The organism is Shewanella scandinavica, from assembly GCF_031932065.1.
Lineage (GTDB): Bacteria > Pseudomonadota > Gammaproteobacteria > Enterobacterales > Shewanellaceae > Shewanella > Shewanella baltica.
In genome coordinates this window covers 60,439-77,923 of sequence record NZ_JAUOES010000004.1, presented here as the reverse complement: position 1 = coordinate 77,923, position 17,485 = coordinate 60,439, and the positions used below count along the sequence as shown (strand labels likewise).

14 protein-coding genes and 1 pseudogene are annotated in these 17,485 nt (G+C 46.4%); 2 read left to right on the top strand and 13 right to left on the bottom strand.

Annotated elements, in window-relative coordinates:
- Positions 1 to 9 precede the first annotated feature (9 nt).
- The 4 genes from rimK to Q4Q50_RS04270 all read right to left on the bottom strand — a co-directional run bounded on the left by rimK (position 10) and on the right by Q4Q50_RS04270 (position 5,404).
- On the bottom strand, positions 10 to 915 hold the full coding sequence (gene rimK / locus Q4Q50_RS04285) for a 30S ribosomal protein S6--L-glutamate ligase (protein WP_006079988.1): 906 nt from the start codon (positions 913 to 915) through the stop codon (positions 10 to 12).
- Positions 916 to 1,076: 161 nt separating this feature from the next.
- Positions 1,077 to 2,810 (bottom strand): putative bifunctional diguanylate cyclase/phosphodiesterase, encoded by a 1,734-nt coding sequence (locus Q4Q50_RS04280; protein ID WP_261271790.1) that lies wholly within the window; start codon positions 2,808 to 2,810, stop codon positions 1,077 to 1,079.
- A gap of 9 nt (positions 2,811 to 2,819) precedes the next feature.
- A complete protein-coding gene (locus Q4Q50_RS04275; protein WP_006079986.1) occupies positions 2,820 to 3,254 on the bottom strand; it encodes a response regulator in 435 nt (144 codons plus the stop codon).
- A complete protein-coding gene (locus tag Q4Q50_RS04270; protein WP_311898548.1) occupies positions 3,251 to 5,404 on the bottom strand; it encodes a CHASE domain-containing sensor histidine kinase in 2,154 nt (717 codons plus the stop codon). The genes Q4Q50_RS04275 and Q4Q50_RS04270 overlap by 4 nt, the downstream gene beginning before the upstream one ends.
- A gap of 324 nt (positions 5,405 to 5,728) precedes the next feature.
- Between Q4Q50_RS04270 and Q4Q50_RS04265 the strand changes: the two genes are divergently transcribed.
- Positions 5,729 to 5,905 carry a PA3496 family putative envelope integrity protein gene (locus Q4Q50_RS04265; RefSeq protein ID WP_311898546.1) on the top strand — a complete coding sequence of 59 codons (177 nt, stop codon included), beginning with the start codon at positions 5,729 to 5,731 and terminating at the stop codon, positions 5,903 to 5,905.
- A 182-nt stretch (positions 5,906 to 6,087) separates the two neighbouring features.
- Here the strand turns inward: Q4Q50_RS04265 and Q4Q50_RS04260 are convergent, their stop codons facing one another.
- Positions 6,088 to 7,050 carry a PDC sensor domain-containing protein gene (locus Q4Q50_RS04260; protein ID WP_006084247.1) on the bottom strand — a complete coding sequence of 321 codons (963 nt, stop codon included), beginning with the start codon at positions 7,048 to 7,050 and terminating at the stop codon, positions 6,088 to 6,090.
- Between the two features lie 278 nt (positions 7,051 to 7,328).
- Here Q4Q50_RS04260 and Q4Q50_RS04255 point away from each other — a divergent pair, with 278 nt between their 5' ends.
- Positions 7,329 to 8,684, top strand: a complete 1,356-nt coding sequence (locus tag Q4Q50_RS04255) for a flavohemoglobin expression-modulating QEGLA motif protein (RefSeq protein WP_106648241.1) — start codon at positions 7,329 to 7,331, stop codon at positions 8,682 to 8,684.
- Positions 8,685 to 8,770: 86 nt separating this feature from the next.
- On the opposite strand, the gene Q4Q50_RS04250 is transcribed toward Q4Q50_RS04255, so the two are convergent.
- From Q4Q50_RS04250 to Q4Q50_RS04215, 8 genes and pseudogenes are all read right to left on the bottom strand, one after another.
- Positions 8,771 to 10,147 (bottom strand): alanine/glycine:cation symporter family protein, encoded by a 1,377-nt coding sequence (locus tag Q4Q50_RS04250; RefSeq protein WP_006079981.1) that lies wholly within the window; start codon positions 10,145 to 10,147, stop codon positions 8,771 to 8,773.
- A 290-nt stretch (positions 10,148 to 10,437) separates the two neighbouring features.
- Positions 10,438 to 11,880 (bottom strand): MBL fold metallo-hydrolase RNA specificity domain-containing protein, encoded by a 1,443-nt coding sequence (locus tag Q4Q50_RS04245; RefSeq protein WP_311898544.1) that lies wholly within the window; start codon positions 11,878 to 11,880, stop codon positions 10,438 to 10,440.
- A 117-nt stretch (positions 11,881 to 11,997) separates the two neighbouring features.
- Positions 11,998 to 12,873 carry a DUF2927 domain-containing protein gene (locus Q4Q50_RS04240; protein WP_311898543.1) on the bottom strand — a complete coding sequence of 292 codons (876 nt, stop codon included), beginning with the start codon at positions 12,871 to 12,873 and terminating at the stop codon, positions 11,998 to 12,000.
- A gap of 6 nt (positions 12,874 to 12,879) precedes the next feature.
- A complete protein-coding gene (gene arsJ, locus Q4Q50_RS04235; RefSeq protein WP_311898542.1) occupies positions 12,880 to 14,148 on the bottom strand; it encodes an organoarsenical effux MFS transporter ArsJ in 1,269 nt (422 codons plus the stop codon).
- Positions 14,149 to 14,158: 10 nt separating this feature from the next.
- On the bottom strand, positions 14,159 to 15,172 hold the full coding sequence (locus Q4Q50_RS04230; RefSeq protein WP_107403531.1) for an ArsJ-associated glyceraldehyde-3-phosphate dehydrogenase: 1,014 nt from the start codon (positions 15,170 to 15,172) through the stop codon (positions 14,159 to 14,161).
- 189 nt (positions 15,173 to 15,361) lie between these two features.
- Positions 15,362 to 15,598, bottom strand: a complete 237-nt coding sequence (locus Q4Q50_RS04225; protein ID WP_311898540.1) for a thioredoxin family protein — start codon at positions 15,596 to 15,598, stop codon at positions 15,362 to 15,364.
- Between the two features lie 9 nt (positions 15,599 to 15,607).
- On the bottom strand, positions 15,608 to 16,603 hold the full coding sequence (locus Q4Q50_RS04220; protein WP_311898539.1) for a permease: 996 nt from the start codon (positions 16,601 to 16,603) through the stop codon (positions 15,608 to 15,610).
- A 47-nt stretch (positions 16,604 to 16,650) separates the two neighbouring features.
- Positions 16,651 to 17,459, bottom strand: a pseudogene (locus Q4Q50_RS04215) (arsenic resistance protein).
- Between the last annotated feature and the right edge of the window lie 26 nt (positions 17,460 to 17,485).

Sequence of the window (17,485 nt, the reverse complement as noted above, 5' to 3'; positions counted from 1 at the left end):
AATCAACTATTAGGCAATAATAGGTCTATTGGTTTTACGGGCAGCGACCATTTTCTCGATATATTCAACAATAGGCTCAGTCACTGAAATCCCTGTGGTTTGTTCAATCCCTTCAATGCCTGGCGCCGAATTCACCTCAAGGATCAAAGGACCACGATTAGAGCGTAAAATATCCACCCCAGCGACCACCAATCCCATCGCTTTCACCGCCGCAATCGCCATCTTACGTTCCACTGCAGTGATTTTAACCACCTCACCACAGCCACCCAAATGCAGATTAGAGCGAAAATCCCCCTCGGGACCTTGGCGCTTCATAGAGGCGATGACCTTGTCACCGACAACAAAACAACGAATATCACTGCCATTGGATTCTTTAATGTATTCCTGTACTAAGATATTCGCTTTCAGCCCCAAGAATGCTTCTATCACGCTCTCAGCAGCCGTTTTCGTCTCAGCTAATACCACGCCAATCCCTTGAGTACCTTCGAGTAACTTAATAACTAACGGAGCGCCGCCCACCATATTGATGAGGTCGGGGATATCATTTGGCTTATTGGCAAAGCCTGTCACTGGCATGCCAATCCCTTTACGGGAGAGCAATTGCAGCGCCCGTAATTTGTCCCGAGAACGCGCAATAGAGATTGAATCATTCGCCGCATACACGCCCATCATCTCGAACTGACGAACAACGGCACAACCATAAAAAGTCACGCTGGCATGAATACGCGGAATGATGGCATCAAAGCCAACTAATTCAGTGCCTTCATAATGAATGCTAGGCTTAATGGAATTAATATTCATGTAGCAGTTCAGTGTATTGATCACGACCGCTTCATGTCCACGGCTTTGACAAGCCTCCACTAAACGTTGCGTCGAATACAACTGGGGGAATTGGGATAAAATACCTATTTTCATTGCTGAGTGACCAACTTAAGCATGAGTGAATAAACCGTTCTGCAGCACTAAAAGCACAGCGACAGAAAAAGGGGCTGATATTTGTCTATTGCTCAGTGTAAAGCAAGAAAATATTCCTCACCAGACGAAATCACTATGCTATTGAAATAGTTCGAGACCTCTCACACAGGGAGCTGAGTTTGGGTTAATAGTGGCAGAATATACTTGGCCTCAAACGCCGCGGTATCTAAGGGACGTGAAAATAAATACCCTTGTAAAACCGTGCAATGGCGCGCAGTACAAAACTCTGCTTGCTCAACGGTTTCCACTCCCTCCGCCACAGAAATAACATTAAAACCATAGGCAAAGTTGAGTAAAGCGGCGAGCAATCGGGTGTCTTTTTCATCTTTATCGTAGGAAGCGACAAAGCTTTTATCGATTTTCAGCACGCTGATCGGAAACAGTTTAATGTGTTCTAATGACGAAAAACCCGTCCCGAAATCATCGAGGGCAAAACGCACCCCTAATCCGGCGATTCTATCGAGCACTTTGGCATGTGCATGGGGATCTTCAATAAGGCAATTCTCTGTAATTTCAAGCTCTAATGCTCCAGCAGGCAAGCCTGTCTTAGTCAATATATGCACTATTTTATCGAACAGGTTCTCATTGCCTATTTGAGAGGCGGAGAGGTTAACTGCAATAGTAAATTCTTGGCCTAAAGGCTGTAACTGGGATAACCAAATCTGAGCTTGGGTGCAGGCTTGTTCAAGCACCCAATCATCAATGTCATCCATTAAGCCAATTTCGTCAGCAATAGGTAAAAATTGATCGGGGGCGATAATGCCATCCACTGGATGCTGCCATCGGATAAGGGCTTCCATCCCCACCAACTGATGGGTTTTCGCATTAACCTGTGCCTGATAATGGACCTTAAACTCATGTCTTTTTAAGGCCATACGCAAACTTGACTCGATATGATTACGGTAGCGCACCTCTTTATCTAAGGCTTCCGAATAAAACTGTATCTGATTTCGGCCCATCTTTTTAGCGCGATACATGGCGATATCGGCGCATTTCATCAATTCAGAACTATTCGAAGCCGCTTCATTATAAAAAGCCACACCGATACTGGCACCAATAAGCACGTCGTTATCACCGAGACAAAACACGTCCTCAAAGACTTTTAGCAGTCGATTGGCCACTATCATGGGGAAATATTTATAATCGTTATCCGTCACCAGTACGACAAATTCGTCCCCGCCTAAGCGGGCAATAATATCGCCATCGCGCAGCACTTCACTTAATCTGGCCGCCACTTGAACTAACAGCACATCACCAGTTTGGTGGCCTAAAGTGTCATTGATCGCTTTAAAATCATCGAGATCGAGTAAGATAACGGCTAAATAATCGTGGCAACGTTTCGCCCTTGCGATCGCTCGATTCAGACACAGTTCAAAGCCATAACGATTAACCAACTTAGTGAGCGAGTCGTGCTCGGCCAGCTCTTTGAGTTTTTGATGGCTATTACGTAACGCCAATGCCATTGAAGATCTTTGTTTTGCGTAGCGAATCGCACGGGTTAGTATCCGCGAATTAACCTCATCCTTGAGCAGAAAATCCTGCGCACCTAATTCAATACAGCGCTGGGCCAGTTTCTCATCTTCATAGCGACTCAGCATCACGACCACAGTCTGGTCTTGCGTCATGGCATTGAGCTTAATCAACACTTCTAACCCATTGGCATCGGGCAATAAATAATCCAATAGAATGCCATCGAAATGGCGTTCTAAAGCAAGATTTAACCCATCAAATGCACAATTTGCTTCGATCACATTAAACGTCAATTTCGACTGTCTAAGTGCTCGGATAATTGCCGTTCTATCGACTTCATCATCATCGATCAGTAGTAAATCCATATACTCACCTTATGCGGATGGGAGCTCGACTATTCGCCAGTAACCTTCAAGCATGTTAAAAATATTGTTAAAACCGTCTTTTATGTCAGTTTTAACCATGTAGCCAGCCACATGATGGCTATAGGCTTTCATTCTATCTTCATCGGTACTCGACGTCGTGAGCATAAAAACGACAGATGATGAAAGTGAAGGATCTGAACGTATCCGCTCAAGAAACTCAAAGCCATTCATTCTTGGCATATTAAGGTCGAGTAAAATTAGATACGGGCCTTTAATTGTGTCTAAGCTGGTGAGAATTGCGAGTGCCTCAATGCCATCCCGTGCGCGCACTAAAGGATTGAGTAACCTAAGCTGTCTCATCGCCCGCTGCACGGCCATGTAATCCACATCATCGTCATCAACTAATAAAATGGTGACCTGTTGATATTGATCTGCTGCTCTCATAGAAGCTCCTTTTTCACTATTGTCTTAGGCCAAGTAAAGTAAAAACAACAGCCTCTGCCCTGCGATTTGAGTTGAATATTCCCACCTAAACTTTCAACTGTTTTCTTCACAAGTGATAACCCTAAACCACTGCCCTCGACTTCATCCCTAGGTTTAAGTGTTTGAAACATTTCGAAGACTTTATTCTGATAGGCACTTGAGATACCAGGGCCATCGTCTATCACACTGAATAGATAATGTTTATCCGCGGCCTCACATAAAACGGTAATGACACCTGTGCCTAAGTCATGGTGTTTAATGGCATTGCTGATTAAATTTCGTATCACCAATTCCAACAGTGCGCGTACAGTATGGAAATTTGGAAACTCCCCTTTTAGAACTAATTCAAACCCCTGTGGCGGCGCGACGAGCGCAAACATGTCTTCAGCCAGTTGCCGACTGTTGACCTCTGTGGTTTCAGTATCGACACGGCCAATACGGGAAAACATCAATAGCCCATCGAGCAATAACACCATGCGATGAATACGACTTTGGATCAGCCCGAGATATTTCTGCACATTTTCATTGGTGTTATCGGATAAATCCTCTGCTAACCAAGAAGTTAACTGCTCGATACCCCGTAGTGGGGATTTCAAATCATGGGAGGCGATATAGGCAAAGCGGTCGAGTTCTTGATTGATGCGCTCAAGCTCTTGCATGTGTTCTGCACGCTGAACTTCAATGCGCTTACGTTCAGACACATTGTTAATCGTCGCGAGAATGAAAATGCCATTACTGAAATGAATAGGCGTCAGCCCCACCTCTATCGCGAGTCGACTACCATCTTTACAACAGCCAAATAAGTCATCCCGCATCGACATATTTTTCGCAATCGGCTGCACTAAATAATGATTCATGTGCTGCTGATGCGCATCTCTCAGCACGTCTGGCAATAACATATTGATAGAGCGGCCGAGTAACTCGTCTCTGGCATAACCAAATAAACGTTCCGCATGGGTGTTTACCAATGTAATAATTCCAGCCTTATCCACCATAAACAGTGCGCTTGGAGAGGCTTCAATGACGAGTCTAAAGCGTTTTTCATTCGCGATGAGCTCGGAGGTAAGTAATGACTCTTTATATCGATTGCGCGCCATGATTAGCACTGAATAAAACAGCGCCAAAATAAAAGCGCTACCGATAAATTGTAGCCAGATACCCTGGGTTTCTTCTGATCTTGAAATAAAACGCGATTGTGACGAAATGTCTAAGCGCCACTGCCTACCGCCAATCAAGTCGGTCTGTGACTGATAAAACACATCTTTTTGATTTGGAAGTACTTTACTACTAGTAAACATTAAACTGTCGGCATTTGCCTGCGGGCTTTCATAAATAGCAAGTTTCAAACCAGAGAATCGATCTCCCATAATCCCTTGCATGAGGTCGTCCATCCTAAACGCCGCATACACGAGTCCAATCGCCTGTTGTTTCCGTTCAGCCTCCGTTGCCACCGTTCCTTGATAAATGGGTAAATACATCAAGAAACCCGCTTGAGCATCTTCGGGCGTATCTTGAACTAAGGCCACCTTGCCTGAGATAGTTGGCTGGCCAGTGCTAATGGCGTGATCTATGGCTTTACGCCGATTAGCCTCGGAACACATGTCATAACCAAAGGCTCTTTGATTGCGCCAATCAAAAGGCTCTAAATACAAGATTACGCAATACTGATCACGAACTCCTTCAGGGTAAATTTTATAGTCTTTAAAGCCTTCGGCTTGAACGTGTTGGACATGGTTATCTAATGTGTCAGGTTTAAGTAACTGAGCATAGCCAAAGCCTTGAAAACCTGGGTAATACTCAGATAAATGCGCATTGACAACATAGGTTTGCCACTCCTTTCGGGTCACATCATTTGAAGATAATAACAAGCCAACACCACCGCGTAAGACTTGCTCATAGGCAAGCATTCTGCGATTCACCGCTTCGGTTAACTCTTGCACACTGTTTTCGAAACGCTCTTCACCCCTATCCCTAAGATATTGCTCCAGTACATACCAGGAAATGCCCATGAAAAGTAAAGCAGCGATAATCATCAGCCAGCTAGAGCTCAGCACGCTAAAATAGATATTATTTGATGGGCTATGCAGTTTAGAAAACTCATCCTTGTCCATTTGAGCCAATTCCCTAGCAAACTATCAGCAATAAACCTAGTTACAAGTGTTGTTGTAAATATGTCTAAATTCAAGTTTATCCTACTATTTAACTCGGAATTAACCCGAATATATCGATGACACTGTTGTGCTCTCAATCACAAAATAAGCAAGAACTGAATTAATCAAATATCCAATTGTAGCCTCAGGCTTAAGCCAAACAGCGGCAAGCTGAATCATCCGGCACACGGGAAGAATTTTTCACCCTGACTCACAAAATTATTTGCTTTTCTACCCTACTCTTTTTAGTTAGAAAGTCGTTAGGAACAACAAGAGGAATTCGTTATGGCTCATATTACTGAAGTCGTGCCCAACGATACTGAACTTGAGGCAATGACCACACCGAAAAACAGCAAAGCTGCCGAGGCAATGCAACATAGACGTGAAGTCAAAAAGCGTTTAGAAGACTACCTCGAACGGGCGGAGTTAAAGCGTGCATTAGGAGATGACGATTTTTTCTAGCCTATTTGATCTCAGTATCTAGTGGGCAAAATTAGGGTGATGCTGCGTTAAATAGCAGATTATTCATCTAGGACTCTCACAGTTCGTGTCCACTCAGACCTAATATCTCACCCAGCTCTCAGTGCTGGGTGTGACCTTGTTTAGCCCTCTTAATCACCACCTTCAAAGCTACATCATCCTTGTCACTTTTTACCGCTTTTATAGGCTTGCGTTTTAATCAGCAACCATTCGGCCTTAGCACCTAAATAAACGTAAGCACCTAATCCTACGAGTAAACCAACTACGGCTAACATCATCCAAATCGCGGGTTCAATATATTGTTTCTCGCCGAGTGACGCCTTGAACATAGTCAATAACGCCTCAATGGAAATGGCAATAAGGATGGTAGACACAAACCGTGTAATGGTTCGCCGCGTTGAGCTGTGGCGAAAGATATCCTTATGCATTAGCACTTCTTCTTCGAGAATAGTTTTTCCGAGATCAAAAATCGCTAAAGCTAACGTCATAAAAATAATGATCCCAAAAGGTTGCAGCGGATCTTGGCCAATTCGCTCGACCGTAAAGAGTCCGTAAATATCCCGCAATGCGGTCCAGAGCAATACAGTAACCAGCACAAACAACCCTGCCACTATCACGCCATAAACCGCTTTAAATGCTGGCGTTACGCGCCGCCGTGCACTGTCGCCCATCATAAATTCAATCAAACGGGTCAAGTCCACATCCACCACTAAATAACCCAGTTTTTGCTCCTGTTGATAAATCGCTAAAGAGGCGGAGAGGCATAAATTACCACTGGCATTGGATAAATAGGGACGTGTAATGTTGACGCCATCGGACTCATCACGATTAATGAAATAGGGTCGTTGGCTGCGATCACGATTGCCACCTAACGGAATTAACTCAATTTGGTGGTCTACTACAGCGATATTCTGACTTATCTGCAAGCCTTGGCTATCGAGTAAATACATCAGCTCGACAAAGGGATAGCTCTTCGCGATTCCTTTCATCGCTTTGACATCGACCTTAGGTTGTTTAAATAACTCGGCATCGGCAATCCCAGTTAAAATGGACTCCATCAGTTCATGCACTGTGGCTTCGTATTCGTGATACCGCTCGATCACACTCAAATAACTCATCGCTGCCATGTTTTGCTCCAATCAACCGATTTCTAAGTCCAAAACAAAGCAGCTTTAATGCCATATCAATAAAACAATATGAAACAGATAGTTATTAATTTATATCCAATGCACACAGCGCTAAAATAGTCACAGGTGCACCAAAATGATTCACAAAACCGATAACAGTTAATTTATGTAATCGGTATATTTCCTCAGCTAGTCTGCGAATCAATATGAATAAATGAGGTTTAAGGCTATGATTAGCCACATCTCTCTCGCTGAAATTACCTGCAGGATATACGGGAATGTCTGAGTCGTTAGCCCAATATCAACAAGATCTACGCCGTTTTTCCGATGAATTAATTCGCATCCAAACGCCAATAAAAATCTTAGATGCCATCAAATGGCCGCGGGAAATGGAGGAGCGTTTTCTCTCAAATAAGGGCACTGTACTACCGGCTATCAAGCAAGAGTTCTATCAAAACATTGCCTTACCTTTTGACCCAGTCAAAACCCAAGCAGAACTCGCCTCCCTCAAACAGGATATCCATAGACGTTTAGGTAAACGGGATAAACTCGGCAAGATATTAGTAGCCAACGTCGATCAATATCGCCTTGTAGTTGATATGTTAGGAAATAGAGGTACGCCAACCTTTGGTAAATTAAGCCAAGAATTATACGGTAGTGCTAGCCATAAACTGCATGGCGATCGCCATACGCTGCGCCAGTTAGGCGATAAGCTCAGCTACATTTTCTCGCTGCCTGCGGCGAGACACATGAATAAACATCATCCTAAAATTATTAGCGCACCCGAAGCGGTCCACGTGCTTAGTCAACGTTTAGAAAAGTACTTCCATAGCGATGATATGCGCGTGCGCCTCAGTGACGGTATCGTTTCTGACGCTGCTGTGGGTGGCGATACCGTTAAGCTCAATAGCAGAGCCATGTTTAGCGAATCCGATCTCAATGTATACGAAGTTCACGAAGGTTGGGTACATGTCGGCACTACGCTTAATGGCCGAGCCCAACCCCACGCCACTTGGCTCAGTGTCGGTTCGCCGCGGGTAGCCGCGACTCAAGAGGGTTTAGCTGTTTTACTGGAAATGCTAACCCTCAGTTCAAATCCAGGGCGAGCTCGACGCATCAGCGACCGTGTCGCCGCGGTCGACATGGCGGAAAATGGCGCCGACTTTATTGAAGTATTCAATTATTTCAGAGGATTAAACCTGAGCGCGACCGACAGTTACCGCGTCACCCAAAGGGTTTTCCGTGGAGGTATGGTGGAAGGCGGCAGCTTCTTCACTAAGGATATTTCCTATGTGCGCGGTTATGTGGAAAACATTAACTTTATCCGCAGCGCTATCACCTCGGGCCTTCCCGAACTTATCCCTATGTTGTTCCTCGGTAAATTGGCGATCGAAGATATCCCAGTGTTATACCAAGCTTGCCAAGAGGGCATACTGACGACACCGAAATATTTACCGCCCATGTTCGATAACTTTAGCGGTCTTTATGCTTGGTTTGGCTTCGCCTCAGGCTTAGCAGGAATCGATTTGAAAGGCGTACAACGTCACTTCACACGCCTGTTTAAAGATGTACCTAACGTCGCTCCAGCCTTTGAGTTACTCGATGATACTGAGTTCGACAACAACTCAGATTAATACGGCAATATTATTGATTTAAATAAAAAAGCTCACAATCATGTGAGCTTCTTTTATTCTAACGTGACTCAACTTTATTCATCAGATTAAGATTGGGCTTTTGCTGCTTCATCGGCACGCTTTTTAATGAAGTATTCCCGTGTTAACCCAAAGACCACAGGGCTTAACAGTGCCAAGGCGATTAAGTTAGGAATGGCCATCATGGCGTTTAAGGTATCAGCCAATAACCAAATAAAATCTAACGAGCTAACGGCGCCTAGTGGCACGGCTATGGTCCATAGCAACCTAAAAGGTTTTACCGCTTTAATACCAAAGAGATACTGCACACATTTTTCGCTGTAGAAACTCCAGCCAATAATGGTGGTGAAGGCAAAGATAGACAAGGCGATAGCCACGATATAATTACCCAGAGGCAAGGCATGGGAGAAAGCGTATGACGTCAGCGCGGCGCCATTTTCACCCGAGGTCCAAGAACCAGAAACCACAATCGCCAAACCTGTAATCGAACAAACCACGATAGTATCGATAAAAGTGCCGAGCATAGCCACCAGCCCCTGCGCCACGGGATTATTGGTTTGTGCCGCAGCATGGGCTATCGGCGCACTACCTAAACCCGCTTCGTTGGAGAATACGCCGCGCGCCACACCAAAACGAATCGCCGCCCACACAGCTGCGCCCGCAAAACCACCTTGGGCTGCCACTGGATTAAAAGCGCTGTGAATAATTAGGGCGAATGCAGCTGGTACGTCTTGAATATGCACCACCAACACACCTAGGCCAGCAGTGATATAAAAAATCGTCATAAATGGCACTAACTTACCGGCAACTTCAGCGATACGCTTAATACCCCCCATCAATACCGCGCCGACCAGCAGCATCATCACCACGCCAGACACCCAAGCCGGAACGCCGAAGTTACTGCTTAATGCTGCGGCGACTGAGTTGGCTTGTACCGTGTTGCCAATACCAAAGCCAGCGAGTGATCCAAAAATCGCAAATAGAGTGCCCAACCAAGCCCACTTTTTGCCAAGACCATTTTTAATGTAATACATAGGGCCACCGACATGGTTACCCTGATCGTCTACTTCGCGAAATTTAACCGCCAGCACAGCCTCAGAATACTTAGTCGCCATGCCAACTAATGCGGTGCACCACATCCAGAATAACGCGCCTGGGCCACCGACAAAAATTGCCGTCGCCACACCTGCAATATTACCCGTACCAATGGTGGCTGAAAGGGAAGTCATCAACGCATTAAACGGACTCACATCCCCTTTCACATTTTTATCTTTATCGGGAATACGGCCAGACCAGAGTAACTTAAAGCCTGTGCCTAACTTCAGAATGGGCATTAATCTCAGCCCGAGGGAAAGAAACAAACCAACGCCTAAGATCATCACCAACATAGGTGTGCCCCAGACAAAGCCATTAATCAGGCCAACAAACTCCGTAATCGCTTCCATTCAAACCTCGTGATTGCTTGTTATTGTTATAGTTTGACTGACGCCGTCGGATTAGGACTTGGCCTAACGAACACGACATATCAAGGAGCCAATCTAACAGTTGCACCTCAGATTACAACGAATAGTTAACAATTGGAAATCTAAATCATCTGCGAATTTATCTGAAATGGATTGGCACGCAGAGTCGTTGCCGAGCGGTGAGATATTGATTTGTAACATAAATAAAAAATCCCCGCATTGAGTATGCAGGGAGTATCTCGAGCAATACGCCGCTATGTAGGATAATTAACTTAAGCTGGTTTCCACACTAACTGTGGCAGCGCGGTTAAATCTAACCTGTCGCCATGGGTCGCAATCGCGGTGGCCTGAGGTTTAGTCTTAGGATCTTGATTAACCACATCGACCAATCCATGCTGCGCATCGGGTTCTCCGTGGACTAAAATCAGCGGCGGTTGACCTTCAAAGTGGCGATACCAACGCAATAACTCAGCTTGATCCGCATGGGCAGAAAGCCCGCCAACTGTGTGTAATTTTGCCGCGACTTTAATGCTGTTTCCGTGGATAGTCAGCTCCTCAACACCGTCGACCAAGGCACGTCCCGGTGTGCCGAGTGCTTGATAACCACAGATAATCACATCGCATTCAGGACGCCATAAATTGTGCTCTAAGTGGCTACGAATACGGCCACCGTTACACATGCCGCTCCCCGCGATAATGATCAATCCCTTATGCACTTCGTTCAGCGCCATCGACTCTTCGGTCGTCTGGATAAACTCGACATTCGACAGCAGCGGATGCTGCCCAGGATGTTGGCGGGTAAAGCGTTTAAAGTCCTCATCCATCAGCGGATAATTATTGACGTAGACGCGAGTCGCCTCAATCGCCATGGGGCTATCTAGGCAGATTTTCCAGCGACCGAGATCCCATTCTTTAGCATATAAATGAAAGAGATATAATAATTCCTGCGCCCGTCCAACCGAGAAAGCTGGCAGCAATATATTGCCTTGGCTCTCGTTGACTGTCTTAGCAAAAATGTCTTTCAACTCGGCTAAGGTTTCAGTCCAACTGCGGTGAAAACGGTTGCCGTAGGTGCTTTCCATTAACACTAAATCCGCCGTATCCACTAAGGTCGGATTGCGTAAAATCGGCATACCCGCCCGGCCAAGATCGCCACTGAAGACGACTTTCTTCTGGGACTTGCCCTCGCCTAAACACAGCTCGACTAAGGCCGAACCTAAAATATGTCCCGCATCTGAGAGGCAAATATCCACATGGGGAATGACCCGAGTTACTTGGCCGTATTCCAGCTGCACAAATTGGGTGATGGCCTGTTCAGCATCTTCGACGGTGAATAGCGGTTCTAAGGGTTCAAGATCATGTTTAGCGCGCTTTTTATTGACCCTTTCGGTGTCGCGGTTCTGCAGCATGGCCGCATCTTTGAGCATGATGGCGCACAGTTCTGCCGTGGCTTTATGGGTGTAGATTGGCCCATCAAAACCCGCTTTGACTAAGAGTGGTAAACGCCCTGAATGGTCGATATGGGCATGGCTGAGCACAACAGCGGAAATAGACTCAGGGTCGAAGGCGAAGGGATCATGATTACGCAGTTCATCCGCTTTACCACCTTGGATCAAACCACAATCGAGTAATAAGTGTTCATGATCGACCGAGAGTAAATGGCACGAGCCGGTCACTTCCTCTGTCGCCCCTAAAAACTGCAGTGTCATTCGCATGGTGTCCCTCCAACGTTTTTACCTTGTATAAAGCTAGACTATGCCCTTATTCCTCAAAGAAAAAGGATTAATTGGTCGCATGCTAGCAATGTCAACTTTCGCAGTAACACTCAAGCATCAATAACCTAATAAAGGGTATAACTGGCCTTGGCGCACGGTTTTATCGGCATGGATTAGGGTGTCATCACGCTGCCATTGTTCGAGCAATATCTGCAATGGCGCTTTGACCTCAGCGGCCGTCATACCAGCGCGAATACTCGGGTTATAGAGCAGTTTGAGCAGAATGAAATCGAGCCCTGTAAGTAAATCCTGCGGGGTTTTATCGTTAAAAATGGAGGGGAATACTTTTTCAGAATCATTGGGCAGCCCGAGCACTTGAGTAATTTCCTCAACTACGCAAGCCACTAACTTACCGTGCATTTGCGCCTGATCGACGGGAATGATCACCCATGCGCGTTCAATTTCACTCTTAGCATTAAGGGCAAACTTGGCCATACACACTGAGCCATGGACATTCTTCGCCGAACTTGGCCCCATTAAGCGGGTAACCTCGCTCTCCCATTGGGATTGACGGGTAAACACTAAGTGCAGATTTGCATCCAAGAGCGTATCCACCAGCTGAATATCATGACCCGTAATCTCGGCTAAGTGCGCTAAGTGCATCCGTACTAATTGAGTGTGCAGCGCCCTGTCGCCCACTTGATGTTCGACAAACACTCGTACCGGAATGCGCCACTTACGCACCCTATGTTTCGCCACGTCATACTCATTTTTAAGGGCGATTTCACTAAAAGCTTGGGTGATGTAAGTTAAGTTTTTCCAATCCGCTACGGGTGTTAATGCCGGAATTAACGCGGGCTGCGTTTGAGCGGCGTAAAGAGGTAAGGCTAACAAACTCAAGCACAAGCCTAAACTCATACACAGGCTGCGCCAAAAACGCCGCAGACACGCACCTTTAGAGTTATGTTTTGATGTCTTAGGCCGCTTTTGCATTAGCACTTATTCCACAGCTTGCCGAGGTAACTTAATCGAAATCATAGCAGTGATGCCGATAAAAGCGGTCGAAATCCACAAACAGGCAGCTAAACCATAGGCTTGATACACTAAGCCAGACAGCACAGTGCCGACTAAACGCCCCATAGCATTGGCCATATAGTAGAAACCCACATCTAGCGACACCGCATCTTCACTGGCGTAACTCACAATCAAGTAACTGTGCAGCGATGAGTTCACCGCAAACAGGGCGCCAAACAACATGAGACCCAGTAGCAGACTTGCTTCAGGATAAAAACTGAACTGTATCGCGCTGGCAATCAGCGCGGGCACAAAGGCCAACATACTGGCCCAAATTAACGCGCTGCGACCATCGGGGGCTGTATCAGTTAACTGACTTTGGGCTTGGCGATTACCCGTGATCTTAGGTGCTAAGGTTTGCACTATGCCGTAACCGATAACCCACACAGCTAAAAAGCCGCCCACTGCCCAATGATCCCAGCCTAATTGGCTGGCCAAATACACGGGTAGCGCCACCACAAACCACACATCTCTGGCAGCAAACAGGAATAATCGCGCCGCCGAGAGAATGTTTACGCTGCGACTCTTAGAGAAAATCTCCGTAAATTTAGGCTTATTCTTGGCTTTACCTAAATCCTTTTTCAGCTTCACTAAACTGAGTAACCAGACGAGTCCAAGCATGAGCGCCATAGCGGCGATCGCCAGCTCAAACCCGAGCAAGGCAAGCAAGGCGCCGCCGAGGAAAAACCCCGCACCCTTGAGGGCATTTTTAGACCCCGTTAATAGGGCAACCCAGTGGTAAAGTTTGCCCTGCTCGCCTTTTGGCACCAGTAGTTTTATCGCGCTTTTGGCACTCATCTTATTGAGATCTTTAGCGATCCCAGATAAAGCTTGCGCCGCCATCACCCAAGGCACGCCAGCAAGCCACAAAGGTAAACTCGCCGCCGGCACTAACAACATGACTAAGGCAAACACTTGCATGCCAAGGCCCAAGTTCATGGTGCGATTTAACCCTAAACGCGCCCCTAGCCAGCCGCCAATCAGATTGGTCACTACGCCAAAAATCTCGTAGAACAAAAACAGCATAGCGATCGCCAGCGGACTGTAGCCAAGATCGTGAAAATGCAGCACCACTAACATCCGCAGTGCGCCGTCGGTTAAGGTAAAACTCCAATAATTGAAGGTGATCAGCAAATATTGCCGCACGGCAGCGGACAATTGCAGCAGTAGTTCAAATGGCTTGGTGGCAAACAATTGAGCTCTCCTAGCGCGGCAAATCAAGCTGGCCGACTAAACGGGCAAGTTCAGCGGTGCGATTGGCGTAGCCCCATTCATTGTCGTACCACACATAGAGTTTAAGTTGAGTGCCATTAATCACCATGGTCGAGAGCGCATCTATGATGCTTGAGCGCGGATCTGTCTTGTAATCCACCGACACCAGCGGCCGCTCTTCATAACCTAAAATGCCCTTAAGCTCACCTTCGGCGGCGGTTTTAAGTAGCGCATTCACTTCTGCTTCGGTAACGGCGCGCTCAAGCTCGAACACACAATCGGTCAGCGAAGCATTAGCCAGTGGCACCCGCACGGCGTGACCATTAAGCTTGCCCTTAAGCTCAGGGAAAATATGGGTAATCGCAGTCGCGCTGCCCGTAGTCGTTGGGATTAAACTCAAACCACAGGCGCGGGCACGGCGTAAATCCTTATGCGGCGCATCAAGAATAGTTTGAGTGTTAGTAATATCGTGGATCGTAGTCATAGATCCGTGCTTGATGCCGATCTGCTCGTGGATCACTTTCACCACAGGCGCAAGGCAGTTAGTGGTGCAAGATGCGGCGGTCACTATGGGATGAATGGCAGGATCGTATAACTGATGATTAACCCCGATCACTACGTTTAGCACGCCTTCTTCTTTCACGGGAGCGGTGACAACCACCCGCTTAACACCTTGATCTAAATAAGCTTGCAGTAATGCTTTGGTTTTCATTACGCCGGAGGCTTCAATCACCACATCACAACCGGACCAATCGGTATCGGCGATGGCTTTATTGCGAGTGGTGCGAATGATTTTATCTTGGATCTGGATCTCATCGGCATTCGCCGTCACGGGATAACGCCAGCGACCATGGACAGAATCAAACTCGAGTAAATGTGCCAATGTATGGGCGTCGCCAGCGGGATCGTTGATCTGCACAAACTCCACCTCATCCCAGTCCCATGCCGCGCGCAGTGCTAAACGCCCCATACGGCCGAAGCCATTAATGCCGATTTTGATTGCCATGATGATATTCCAATATGTTGATTTTAAATTTATATTGTTAATTTTTAATATGTTATAAATAAGACGGACTTTTTACTTAAGTGATAACATCGCCATTGCCAACCCTAGTGGATGACAATGGCGCATCTTGTTAACGACGATTATTGCTAGGCCAAAAGCAAGTCTTGCTCAACGATAATGGCGGCTAATTTACTCCCTTAGCCATCCTTCAACTTCATCTCGGGTCGGTACTGAGCCGCTGTGGATTAACTCACCATCGATCACGACCGCAGGCGTTTTCATCACTTTAAATTTCAACAGGGTTTGAGGATCTGTGTCCTTTTTCACAATCGCATCCACGCCCATTTCTTCTGATATGTCCGCAATCATCTCGGCAGTTTTACTACATTTAGCGCAACCACTACCTAATACTTTGACTTGTTTCATGTTATTTCCTTAAAGATACGGTGCTGCAAAATTAAAAATCCAACCTACTAACGTAAATGCCGTCAATAGCACAACCAACAGCAGCGCCAACAGGCGCCACTGCATCACTTGTTTCAGTAAAATAAATTCGGGGAAACTGGCAGCCACTGTGCTCATACAAAACGCTAGCGTAGTGCCAATTGGCAGACCGTTCGCCAGCAAACTTTCCATCACAGGAATGATGCCCGTCGCGTTCGAATATAGAGGAATACCGACTAACACTGCCGCAGGCACAGACCACCATTGACCTTGGCCTAAATGGGTTTCAACCCAACCCTCAGGCACAAAACCGTGCAAGGCAGCGCCAAGACCCACGCCGATAATGACCCACTTCCAGACTCGGCCAAAAATCTCAACCGCCTCAGCTTTGGCAAATTGATGCCGTTCAGAAAAAGATAAGACCCGCGCAGCGGTAGAAACGGTATCAGATACCGCCATCTGGCGTCCACGAACGAGGGCTTCGGCGGCGAAGGACTGCAACCAACGCTCGGCCTTAATCGCATCGAGTAATAATCCACCGAGCATACCCACTGTCATGCCCACAGCCACATATAGCAAGGTAAATTTCCAGCCGAGTAAACTCATGAGCAGCAGGACGGCGACTTCATTGATCAAAGGTGAAGTGATCAAAAAGGCCATAGTGATCCCAAGGGGGATCCCCGCCGAGGTAAAACCTAAAAAGACAGGGATACTCGAGCAAGAACAAAAAGGCGTAATGGCGCCAAAAATCGACCCCAGTAAGTAACCTACTCCCTTATTCTTACCCGCTAAATAATCTCGAACTCGCTCAACATCTAAGGAAGCCCGCAGCAAGGCGATGAAATAAATCATCACCACCAGCAATACGAAAATTTTACTGACATCTTCAACAAAAAAATGCACAGCTCCGCCCAAGGCCGAACCCGCCTCTAGGCCAAATACGCCATACACTAGCCAAGTCGAAAAATCAGTAAATATTTGGAACATATTGATCCTTAATGAAATATCGACTTACATCATGCTATTACTTAAGATTAAAACCAGTGCCGCGTACGATTAGCAAAATACACCAGCGACAACATCACAGGCACTTCAACCAACACCCCAACCACAGTCGCTAAGGCAGCTCCAGAGTGCAGACCAAATAATGAAATGGCTACGGCGACCGCCAGCTCAAAAAAGTTTGAAGAACCTATCATGCTCGCAGGTGCGGCACAGCACTCGCATCATGGCGAGCCTCTAGTCGCTTGCGAGTCGCGACACCCGCAATCAAAGGCAATAACACATAAAGTACAACGGAAAGTAGTAGGGTTTCCCACGGCACTTGGATATCACGCACACCTAACAATAATGCAGAGAGTGGCGCGAATAGAAACACCATAATGATATCGTTTACAGAGACTTGCACTAACGTGTAATTAGGATCACCTTTAGTCAATTGGCTCCACACAAACACCATAGCAGTACAAGGAGCTACTCCAAGCAGTATCATTCCCGCGATATATTCACTGGCAGTTTGAGGGTCAACTAAATCGACAAATACTAACTTGAAAAATAACCAGCCTAACAATGCCATAGTAAAAGGTTTGACTAACCAGTTGATGATGAGTGTTACCACCAGTCCTTTCGGTGCCTTACCGACATTTTTCACTGCGGAAAAATCAATTTGCACCATCATGGGATAAATCATGATCCAGATAAACAGGGCTATCACTAAGTTAACATGAGCAAATTCTAGCGCAGCAACGGCCGCAAATACGCTAGGTGCAACATTCCCTAATACAACTCCAGCAAGAATACTCAGCCCTACCCAAACACTTAAATAACGCTCAAAAATTCCCATAACTGCCTCAAATAACTCTTATCCTA

Coding starts and splice junctions, on each gene's coding strand:
- Q4Q50_RS04250 (WP_006079981.1), bottom strand. CDS start 10,147: ATGGAAGCGATTACGGAGTTTGTTGGCCTGATTAATGGCTTTGTCTGG.
- Q4Q50_RS04220 (WP_311898539.1), bottom strand. CDS start 16,603: ATGTTCCAAATATTTACTGATTTTTCGACTTGGCTAGTGTATGGCGTA.
- rimK (WP_006079988.1), bottom strand. CDS start 915: ATGAAAATAGGTATTTTATCCCAATTCCCCCAGTTGTATTCGACGCAA.
- Q4Q50_RS04230 (WP_107403531.1), bottom strand. CDS start 15,172: ATGGCAATCAAAATCGGCATTAATGGCTTCGGCCGTATGGGGCGTTTA.
- Q4Q50_RS04280 (WP_261271790.1), bottom strand. CDS start 2,810: ATGGATTTACTACTGATCGATGATGATGAAGTCGATAGAACGGCAATT.
- Q4Q50_RS04270 (WP_311898548.1), bottom strand. CDS start 5,404: ATGGACAAGGATGAGTTTTCTAAACTGCATAGCCCATCAAATAATATC.
- Q4Q50_RS04255 (WP_106648241.1), top strand. CDS start 7,329: ATGTCTGAGTCGTTAGCCCAATATCAACAAGATCTACGCCGTTTTTCC.
- Q4Q50_RS04225 (WP_311898540.1), bottom strand. CDS start 15,598: ATGAAACAAGTCAAAGTATTAGGTAGTGGTTGCGCTAAATGTAGTAAA.
- Q4Q50_RS04260 (WP_006084247.1), bottom strand. CDS start 7,050: ATGGCAGCGATGAGTTATTTGAGTGTGATCGAGCGGTATCACGAATAC.
- Q4Q50_RS04265 (WP_311898546.1), top strand. CDS start 5,729: ATGGCTCATATTACTGAAGTCGTGCCCAACGATACTGAACTTGAGGCA.
- Q4Q50_RS04245 (WP_311898544.1), bottom strand. CDS start 11,880: ATGCGAATGACACTGCAGTTTTTAGGGGCGACAGAGGAAGTGACCGGC.
- Q4Q50_RS04275 (WP_006079986.1), bottom strand. CDS start 3,254: ATGAGAGCAGCAGATCAATATCAACAGGTCACCATTTTATTAGTTGAT.
- Q4Q50_RS04240 (WP_311898543.1), bottom strand. CDS start 12,873: ATGCAAAAGCGGCCTAAGACATCAAAACATAACTCTAAAGGTGCGTGT.